General features: G+C 36.9%; 7 protein-coding genes. 3 read left to right on the forward strand and 4 right to left on the reverse strand.

Annotation, left to right across the window (positions count from 1 at the left end; translation table 11 throughout):
• Positions 1-316 precede the first annotated feature (316 nt).
• A complete protein-coding gene (locus AC1DG9_RS19785; protein WP_216854464.1) occupies positions 317-1381 on the forward strand; it encodes a carboxymuconolactone decarboxylase family protein in 1065 nt (354 codons plus the stop codon).
• A gap of 12 nt (positions 1382-1393) precedes the next feature.
• Here AC1DG9_RS19785 and AC1DG9_RS19790 read toward each other — a convergent pair whose 3' ends face one another.
• A complete protein-coding gene (locus AC1DG9_RS19790; RefSeq protein ID WP_337716020.1) occupies positions 1394-3757 on the reverse strand; it encodes an outer membrane beta-barrel family protein in 2364 nt (787 codons plus the stop codon).
• 205 nt (positions 3758-3962) lie between these two features.
• Here AC1DG9_RS19790 and AC1DG9_RS19795 point away from each other — a divergent pair, with 205 nt between their 5' ends.
• The gene (locus AC1DG9_RS19795; RefSeq protein ID WP_337716022.1) at positions 3963-5573 is read left to right on the forward strand and encodes a two-component regulator propeller domain-containing protein; all 1611 of its coding nucleotides are present in this window, start codon (positions 3963-3965) and stop codon (positions 5571-5573) included.
• A gap of 76 nt (positions 5574-5649) precedes the next feature.
• Positions 5650-6015 carry a glyoxalase superfamily protein gene (locus AC1DG9_RS19800; protein WP_172662688.1) on the forward strand — a complete coding sequence of 122 codons (366 nt, stop codon included), beginning with the start codon at positions 5650-5652 and terminating at the stop codon, positions 6013-6015.
• A gap of 192 nt (positions 6016-6207) precedes the next feature.
• On the opposite strand, the gene AC1DG9_RS19805 is transcribed toward AC1DG9_RS19800, so the two are convergent.
• The 3 genes from AC1DG9_RS19805 to AC1DG9_RS19815 form a co-directional block, all read right to left on the reverse strand.
• Entirely contained in the window at positions 6208-6678 is a 471-nt protein-coding gene (locus AC1DG9_RS19805; RefSeq protein ID WP_172662689.1) for a hypothetical protein, read from the reverse strand.
• Positions 6679-6837: 159 nt separating this feature from the next.
• The gene (locus AC1DG9_RS19810) at positions 6838-7038 is read right to left on the reverse strand and encodes a helix-turn-helix transcriptional regulator (RefSeq protein ID WP_172662690.1); all 201 of its coding nucleotides are present in this window, start codon (positions 7036-7038) and stop codon (positions 6838-6840) included.
• 6 nt (positions 7039-7044) lie between these two features.
• A complete protein-coding gene (locus AC1DG9_RS19815; protein ID WP_337716024.1) occupies positions 7045-7494 on the reverse strand; it encodes a hypothetical protein in 450 nt (149 codons plus the stop codon).
• Positions 7495-7604 lie beyond the last annotated feature (110 nt).

Genomic DNA, 7604 nt, shown 5'->3' on the forward strand with positions numbered 1-7604 from the left:
GCATATTTCCGCACTTTATATACTTTAAAAAAATAGCATAAACTCCCATATACCTCCTGAAATATTGATAAGTAGGGATCTCATCAAAATTAACCACGCTTACCAGTGGATGCAACGTATCTACGCCCATAGATTCGTTATACTGTCTTACCGTATCAATTCTTTCGATATCTTTCATACTACAAACTTAATAAACCACCAGCTGTAAGACAATGTACTAAATCTAATATCAGTAAAACTGGTAAATGAATCCGTATCCTGTATAAACCTTATGTCGCCTGCAACCCCGAGATTTGTCATATAAAGTATAAAGCTCATGGGCAACAGAAAATTTCTAAAATGGGCACTATTTCTTGTGCTCACTATAAATATTACTAAAATGGATGCACAAGAAAAAAAAGCAGTTAATACCTCTCTTTCCGCTCAGGAGCAGAGTTTGGTCATTATTTCGGCACTTACCGCAACGGGAAATTTAGCGCTATTGAAAGCGGAACTGAATAAAGGACTGGATTCAGGACTTTCAGAGAATGAGATCAAAGAAGCATTGGTTCAGCTTTATGCCTATTGTGGCTTTCCAAGAAGCCTTAATGCCATTAATACTTTTATGACAGTAGCCAAGGAGAGAAAAGAAAACAGCATCACCGACAAAACGGGAAAAGAAATTGTTGTAGAAAATGGTGCAAAAGACAAATATGAATTGGGTAGAAAGGTTTTGGAAGAATTAACTAGAACAGCACAATCAAAACCTGCACCCGGTTTCGGAGAATTTGCACCACGGATTGATACTTTTTTAAAGGAACATTTGTTTGCCGATATTTTTGTAAGTGATGTATTAAACTATCAGCAAAGGGAACTGATAACCATTGCTGCTCTGGCATCAATGCCGGGTGTTGAAGGCCAACTGCAATCTCATATTAATATCGGGAAAAATACAGGAATCACAGACAAACAACTCGAACAGCTTGCCGAACTGATCCATACAAACATCAGTATCATGCAGGCAAATACGGTAAGAAAAATAATTGGGGAACCATTAATACCTGCAACAAAACCTGACTTAATGGTCCGGATTTCGGAGATCGAAATCTTGCCCGAATATCTCAAAGATTACAATACTATCCTAAAGGAAGAGGCCTCGGCATCGGTAAAACTGGAACCAGGTGTGATCGCCATTTTTCCAATGTACCAAAAGGAAAGCCCTACCCAAATCCGCATCATCGAAATGTACGCAGATAAAGCTACCTACCAATCGCACTTGAAAACTCCCCATTTCCAGCACTATAAAACCACTACTCTTAAAATGGTCAAATCGCTCAAATTGATAGATATGGAAAGCCTTGATAAGGAGACCATGCTAGAAATATTCAAAAAATTTAATTAGGCCGAAGCGTTGCTATTGAGCTCTTCTTTTCTCATCAAAAGATATATCCTTGTTGTTTCCGGAAACCTTCGACCTTCCAAATAAATAAGTAATACCAAGACCGAAGTTCTTATAATAATAGTCCGTTCTTTCCGTCCGCACAAATTCGTTAAAACGTACATCATATTTGTTTACAGTACCCAGAAAGCCGGAGGGGTTGATGATCAAATTATCTTTAAGCAACTTTAATCTGGCACCCACCCTGAAATCACGTACACTGTACGTGTATGTATTCCCGCTGGTTGAAGGAAGGCTCTGGCTGTAGTTCAGATAGAAATTTAACTGTTTAGTTGCCTTGAAATTATTATTAAAACTAAACGATGCAGAGGTTCCGTTTTGGATGGAAATAGCTTTTATTTTGGATTTTGAGGATGAATAAAAAAAAGACGCAGAGCTGCTATTTTCCCACCACTTAAAAAATGCCCGGTTAATGGAAACATAGGCTCCCACGTTATCCCGGCTTATAAAGTTTCCTCCACTTGAAACCACTAATGGCCCGTCAATCGTTGTAAGTAATGAATTTACATCACTTGCATGTTGTGTAAATACAGTAAAAGAAACCATGCTTTTATATAGGTAGTTAAGTTCGAAATTGTTACTGTATGAAGGTAAGAGGAGAGGATTTCCAATAAAATAAGTATAAATGTTTGTATAATAGGCAAAGGGATTTAAGGAACTGAGGCCCGGTCGGTTAATCCGCCTCGAATAATTTAAAGACAAAACATTGTTTGCGTCAGCTTTGTAAACGATATAGGCAGTAGGGAATAGGGCACCATAATTACGCTTATTGCGCTGGTCTAAAGTAGGCGAATAACCATCCGTCATCGTGTACTCATAACGCAATCCTGCCTTGGCCGTCCATCTTTTTGAAAGTTCAGATGACATACTGAAATAGGATGCCAGGTTTTTTTCGGTATAGTTGAATTCATTGCTACGTGTTTTGTCCAGCAAGAAATTTTCGTGGACATAATTATAGTACTCCACATCAGCATTGTTATCAAAATTGGCGAACTTAATACCTGTTTCTATTTTAGCCCATTTATAAGGTAATGTTAAATCTGATTGAACAGACCAGATATTGTATTTTGACGAGTTATTATTGCGAACTGCAGCATAGGTGCTTTCAGATTCTGAAACAAAATTATTTCTTATTTCAGGTCTGTTCGAGAAAAAATTAACAGAACTACTTAATTTCTTTCCGGCCGAATCAATCTTTAAATCGTGGTATACATTTAAGGTTTGTGCAAATAATGGTCTGTACATTTCGCCGTTAGTGTTCAATACCGAGTCTACAGTATTACTCTTACCATAGCTATAACTATTAACAAAGGCATTATTCTCTTTACTCAGTGAAATATTATAAATAAACCCGATGTTATTGTGCCTATCTAACTCATAGTCTATACTTAAACCAGCCTGCAAACCGGGAGTAATTGATATACGCTGCTCGTTACTGAGAATTTGACTAGAGTTTCCAATCATATTGAGCCAATTGTTCTGCATATTGTGATAACGTGATTGGCCAAATGTAAAAGAACTGTTGATTTTTTTTGAACGGAAAAAAAGAGCCAGATTGTTGTTGTAGGAGGCGTAGAAGCCCTGCCGATATGTTGAACTTAATGAACCGCGCCAGCCCAAAGATTCGTTTTTCTTTAAAACAATGTTAATCAGGCCGGCATCCCCCTGGGCATCATATTTTGCTGGCGGATTGGTAATGATCTCGATTTTTTCCACACCTTCAGATCTGAGTGTTTTCAGATAATTAGTTAAGTCTGTTCCGCTTAAATAGACTATTTTCTCATTTACCATAACACCCATACTACCTTTGCCCGCCATAGAAACGCCATTGTCAGATACCTTTAAAAAAGGCGCCACCTGCAAAGCCTCAAAGAGGGAAGAACCATTTGCCGCTATAGTGTTGTTCAAGTTAAATATCCATCGATCCACCTTTCGTTCAAGAACGGGGTGCTTACTTTCAATGGCGACTTCCTTGAGCTCTTTCGATTGCTTGTTGAGAACAACATCAGTTAATTTAACAGAAGAGCCGTTAAATCTGATATTGTTTAATAACTGGCCGTTGTAACCTATGCACGAAACCTTAACGGTAAATACGCCGTTTTTTAAATTAGTGATCTCGAAATAGCCTTCTTTGTTACTTGCCTCATATTTTACCAGGGTTGAGTCTGCAGCATTTAAAACTGTTATGGTTGCACTTTCAACTCCCTTACCTCCGGTTTCTATTACCCTGCCTGAAACAGTCTGTGCAGAACTTTCGTAAATTAAACTTAAAAGCAAAAGAAAACTTAATATGCAGACTTTGTAAAAAAATAATTTCATATAAATTTGGTTGGTTTACATAGAAGACACAACCAATAAAGAAAAGTTGCTTGTCCGTAGCAGCGATAATGGATCTAGCAAATTAAACTGTCAAGATTTTATTTACAAAGTTTACATTTTTATTTACAATCCAAATTCGTCGCGCCGAAAAACATCAAAGTAGATTCGCTGAATCAATTCTAATTGGATCAATAAATAAAAAGGTATGAAATACATACACGTATATGCTTTGTTTGTAATGTCTGTTTTTCTCACTTCCTGTGGACAAAACCAAACAAACGTACCAAAAGATAACATCAAAACCGAAGTTAAAGACATAGGGCCTAACCTAATGGTTCGTAATATAAAAAAAGGCAAAAATGGCACCATTTTGATTGCTGGCCCGAACAACTCATCATTTGGTGATGTTTTTCGATATGATGGAAAATATTTTACTAATCTTACAAGTAAAATAGGTTCGCATCGATTCTGGGATGTCCTTGAAGATCGCCTAGGAAATATTTGGTTCACTTCTACTGATTCAGGCGTTTATTATTACAACGGGAAATCCATTCAACATTTCACTACCACAGAGGGACTTGCCAATAATCGGGTGATGTCTGTTTATGAAGATAAGGCCGGCATTATTTGGTTCGGCACCGGAGGTGGAATAAGCCGTTACGATGGGAAATCTTTTCGAAATTTTAAAAATCCGAACCCCTCGCGTGTTTATAAAGAAGGAAATTGGAACAATGATATTACTACAATCATTGAAGATAAAAGCGGGAAATTATGGGTTGGCACAAGAGGCGATGCTTTCGTTTTTGACGGAAAAACATTTACCCCCTTAATCCATAAGGGAAAAACTTTTACAAACGTTTGGAGTATAATCGAAGATAGAAAAGGCAATATTTGGCTTGGTGACGTCACCAATGGCCTTTGGCGCTATAACGGCAGCACCTTTACTTGGGTATCGCAGAAGGGTGTTTATGCTATAATCGAGGATAAAAAAGGAAACATCTGGGCTACTGGTCCGGTAAATACTGCTCATGTGGCGGTCTGGGCACTGTCCCGTTATGATGCAAACTCCTTGTATAGTAACAAGCCCACGGTAGCCGAAATTATGTTAGGAGATGCTTTTTTTGGGCTTTTGGAAGCAAACGATGGAAGTATTTGGTTTGGATCTGCGACCGGAGTGTATCGTTATGATGGAAAGACCATCACGGACTTTTATAATAAAAAGGGTCAGAAAAAATATATCATAGATACGAAGCAAAGTGTTGTAATATGGAAAGGTTCTATGCTACTTGGTGCATGGGAAGGTTCTACGTTTCTTGGTGATGGTTCTGGTACAGGCGACGTCGATATATTAAAAGGTGAATTGGTGATCGAAAACCGTCATCTGGAGGGCGGTGCAGTTGAAGTCGACATGAATACAATTGAACAAAAATTTGATCATCCAGGTCCACACAATAAATTGCCTGCATTTTTTGACGTCAAAAAATTCCCCGTTTCTACATTCACAATTACGAAGGTTGAAACAGTAAATGATGGAAAAACTGAAGGCAGGAACGGGAACATGACCATTGAAGGTGTTGCAACTATAAAAGTTACCGGGAACCTGACCATTGAGGGGATCACGAAGGCAGTTACTTTTCCGGCCACAATGTATTTTAAGGACGGAATGGACGGCACTGTTGTGGTGAATGGCACGCTGATCATTGATCGAACAGATTGGGGTATCGATTATGCCTCAGAAAAGTACTTTGATAAGTCTTGTGATGGAATTATTTCGGACGACGTTAARCTCTTTATGAGAATCGTAGCAAAAAAATAACATCTTTTCGCCAATCGACATAAAATATTTTATGTCCTGTTATAAACTTTATTTTCAAATAAACGTTGTAGCTATTATGAGTAAAGTTAAACCAATTTTAAGAATATTTGATTATGATAAAGCCATCGAGTTCTATGTAAACTGGCTTGGTTTTAAAATCGATTGGGAGCACCCGAATCACCATGATGCCCCCATATACCTGGAGGTAACATTAAGGGACATTACTTTAAACCTGTCAGAACATCATGGTGATGCAAGTCCTGGTTCACACGTATCTATTGAGGACTTTAAAGGTCTTCGTGCTTATCATAAAGAGTTAAACGACAAGAGATATAAATATAACCACCCAGGTTTGGAAGTACCCGAATGGAATCCCAAAGCCATTACGGTAACTGTTTATGATCCTTTTGGTAATAGGATCACGTTCTCTGAAGAAGAATAAGGTTTTTATTCTAGATATTTACATTTCTAATCCTTTTTTATATTTTTCAATGCTCCAATTGATTMCCCATTGACTAACATAGTCCTTCATTGGCCCCGAGGCTAGCTTACTTTTGACTAAGCATACTTTAAAAGATATTGTAATGTTGGAGCAATAGGTTAAAGATAAAAATAGACCTGCATATCTAATATGCTATTTGATAAAAGGATCGTAATGTTCACCATTCAATTTATATCTCAAAACTTCTCTTTCCTCTGGCAGTGCAAGTCGTATTCGAAATGATATTTTCTTTGGCTCATCTTTGCTCATCTTAAGCAGATATTGAACAAAATCATTCGTCACAGAATCTTTAAAGGAAGCTACAATTATAGACTTCCAACCAAGTTTACTTTCCTGATCTAGCACATTCTTCTTGAAAAATGCGCGTTCCATTCCTGCTGGGATTTTGAAAATATGATTTGGCATTAAACCAATGGTATCTGACTCTCGATCATCCGAAACCCCTTTGCCTATTGAAGGTTCTTGAAAAGAATAATAATATACTGATGAATTTGAATCTATCAAAAAGGTATTTCTTCCATATTTTCCGCGTGGTGGAATAACTAATGCCCCATCATGCTTTTTAAAGGAAGCTTTATAAAGACTATCTTCCTTACTTATCACATATGGTTTATTGTTATTTATGCATCCAAGAGTACTAAATAATACGAGAGAAAATATTAACATTATCCTAAACCTAACCATTGTTGTTTTCTAATTAAGAGGTTTTGCACAACCTACAAAAATTTCATATTAAACGCTATTTTGAAAGTGAGGACTATCTCAATCTCCTTCTTCCAATTCAAATACCTGTTCCACAGAAACTCCGAAGATGGCGGCAATCTTCAAAGCCAGCACAGTTGAAGGGATGTATTTGCCTGATTCCATGGTGTTAATGGTTTGCCTTGATACATTTACTAGCTGTGCTAACTCAGCTTGAGTTATATTTTTTATTGCCCGTTGGACTCGTATTGAATTTTTCATGGGCAATTAATAGTCTTCACTATTTTTTAAATTTTTATTCAACAAATACAAGCTGTAGTTGAACTTTATAATGTAAACAAGCAAAAGCGTAACTACATTATAAGTAACTATAAACACAAACCCAAGACCATAGGATGTGAAATTCAAAATTAATAAGATCGCATAGCTTATCAGGACTGCCCATTTCCACGATTCTAATCTAATTTTGCTTATTAGTTCATCTTCATTAATGTGCCTGGCGAACGAAACCATAATTAAACCAATTATGACACCCGAAAATGCAAGTTCATTAGTTAAATTGTAGTCTGCAGATCCACCGTCATTAGGATAATAGATCTGAAAACCTGGTATGTTGTACCCATAAGATTCCGTGAGGATACCTAACGCCAAGAAAAGCAAAAATGTAACCCAACCGATAAGGCGAAACTTTGCAGGAAGAAGAAATTGATTTTTCATATTTATATCTAGTTTACTTGATCAAATGTAAAACATATATATCATTATGTCAAGTATATTTTACTAAATATGTTTATTAGATATTTCAAAAGATACAGTATATTTAAACA

Source organism: Pedobacter sp. 05L430, from assembly GCF_056397585.1.